The 2,203-nt window shown below is 33.9% G+C and carries 3 protein-coding genes; all 3 read right to left on the reverse strand.

Annotation, left to right across the window (positions count from 1 at the left end):
- The coding region (locus tag HOG71_14585) for a type II toxin-antitoxin system RelE/ParE family toxin (GenBank protein ID MBT5992075.1) at positions 1-241 on the reverse strand (241 nt) is incomplete at its 3' end.
- 169 nt (positions 242-410) lie between these two features.
- Positions 411-1,577 (reverse strand): zf-HC2 domain-containing protein, encoded by a 1,167-nt coding sequence (locus tag HOG71_14590; GenBank protein MBT5992076.1) that lies wholly within the window; start codon positions 1,575-1,577, stop codon positions 411-413.
- Positions 1,570-2,127, reverse strand: coding sequence for a sigma-70 family RNA polymerase sigma factor (locus HOG71_14595; protein MBT5992077.1), 558 nt, complete (start codon positions 2,125-2,127; stop codon positions 1,570-1,572). The genes HOG71_14590 and HOG71_14595 overlap by 8 nt, the downstream gene beginning before the upstream one ends.
- Positions 2,128-2,203: the final 76 nt, after the last annotated feature.

The raw sequence follows: 2,203 nt of genomic DNA on the forward strand, positions 1-2,203 counted from the left end.
ATTTATCTCCTCCAATAAGCAAAAGGATTATTTTTCCATCTTTTTCATGGAAGTAAATCCTATAACCTTTGGCATAATTAATTTTTATTTCCCGAACACCATCACCTAGAGGTTTACAATCTCCAAAGTGCTCATCACTTTCAATTCTTTGAATTCTGAACAATATTTTTGCCTTCGCTTTAAGGTCTTTTAATTTTCTCAGCCATTTATCAAACTCGACTGTTTTCTCAATAAAGTACATTTAATTGTGTATTCATTCGGATACAAATCCGAAGAATTTCTATTAACATCAAATGAATTTATGTGGAATTTAAAGCTAAATCCCCAATACGAAGAAGAGTCATTAAGAAACATACATATAACACCAATTAGTTTTGACTTATAAAATCTTAACCGCTAAACGGGTTAATTTATTTAATTGTCTCTAATAAGCTTTGAGCTTCTTTCTGGTAGGGATTGCTTTTATTGGATAGACTCTCTAACAATGACTTAGCTTCTTCACTTTTATTCAACTTCACTAGTGATTGCGCTTTGAACCACTTTGCCTGATAAAAACAAGGATCATTTTTCTGGCTTAATACTTCATTGAAATAGCTAACTGCAAGAGCGTAATTCTTAATATTGTAATTTGAAATACCAGAAAGGCAGGCTGCCTCAATATTAGTAGAATCCCAGCTATAGGCGTTGGCAAGAAAATAACCGGAATTATTAAAATCGCCAGTGTTAAAATAATTAATACCATCCACAAAAAAATCATGAGAAATCGCTATTGAATCAACAGGTATATCAGAATAACCTTCTATATCATATTTCCCAGTAGTTTGGACTGCCTTTTTCTCGCTTTTGCTGTTTGCTTGTTTATTAAATATTCCTTTACTCGTTTCGCTAACTGTATAGCCAAAACTCTCTTCTTTATCTTTTGCAGGTGTTTCATCTATGCTTTCCGGAGCAAATAAGCCAGACGAATTTGTTTCTTCACTAGATAATTCAACACGCTCTTTAAGCTCAGCGATATCCATTTCCTCTAAAATAGGAACTTCCATTTCGATATCATTCGGATCAGCAAGGTCGTTTTCAATACTAATTTTTTCAGCATCAAACTGAGCTATTTGTTTCTCGTCAACAGGCTTGCTTTTCGATTCTTTCTTTCGTTTATTCCCACTAATTTCTTTGTCATCACTTTTGTGCAAACTTTGCTCTACAACTGCTTCTGCAATATCACTATCCGGACTTTTAATTAGATTGGAGACAACGACTACACCAATAGCTAAAACGATTAGTATGGCTGCTACACGAAAAAAATTATTTCGATAAAATGGAGTTCTTGTTGCGGACTCATCAACTCTATCATCAATTTGCTTATGTAGCTCATCCATTATCAACGGAATTTGATCCATACCCTGCGCCATGGCATAACCAGCTACAGCATCTTGACAAAACTCACAACCAGCAAGGTGATTCAAAAAATCTTTTGATTCACGCTCATTAAGCTTACCAAGAATATAGTCTGACAACAAATGCTGGTCAGGACAATTCTCCATATCATGCTGATTCAATATTTTAGGATCTTCACTCATTTGCTTTACTTAAGCTAATTTTCAGATTTCGTTTACCATTTTGAATGTAACTTTTAACTTTTACCAATGGATAGCCTGTTAATTCGGCTACTTCCTTATATGATTTTTCCTCCAGATAAAACAAACTAACACATTGCTTTTGTTCTTTTTTTAGAGAATTTAATGCCTTTTTAAGTTCGTCTGGATGGTGATCGATAAACTCTTGATGCGCAGCAGATTCATTTTCCATAAGTCCACCATCATAATTATTAATAATATGCTCGTCAGTTTGTATTTCAACTTTGGTTTTACGCAAAGCCATCAAGCAATGATTTTTACTGACACTGTAAAGCCAACTTTTAAAGTTATGAATTTCGTGTCGGTTCAAATCGGTTAGCAGCTTCTCAAAAATTTGCATGACAGCATCCTTACTATCATCTTCATTTTTAAAATATTTCATGCACAAACCAAAAACCAGATGCGTGTATCTTTTGAAAAGTTCTCCAATAATTTTGTTGTCCGATTCAGATTTATATAGCAATAACAAGTCAGCATCTGCCAACCTGCTCAAATTTTGATCATGAGATCTTTCTTTCCTGCTAAATGTAAACAAGACTTTTGCCTGATTTCGTTAAGTCGCAAAAGTA

It is taken from the genome of Bacteroidota bacterium (assembly GCA_018698135.1).
Lineage (GTDB): Bacteria > Bacteroidota > Bacteroidia > CAILMK01 > JAAYUY01 > JABINZ01.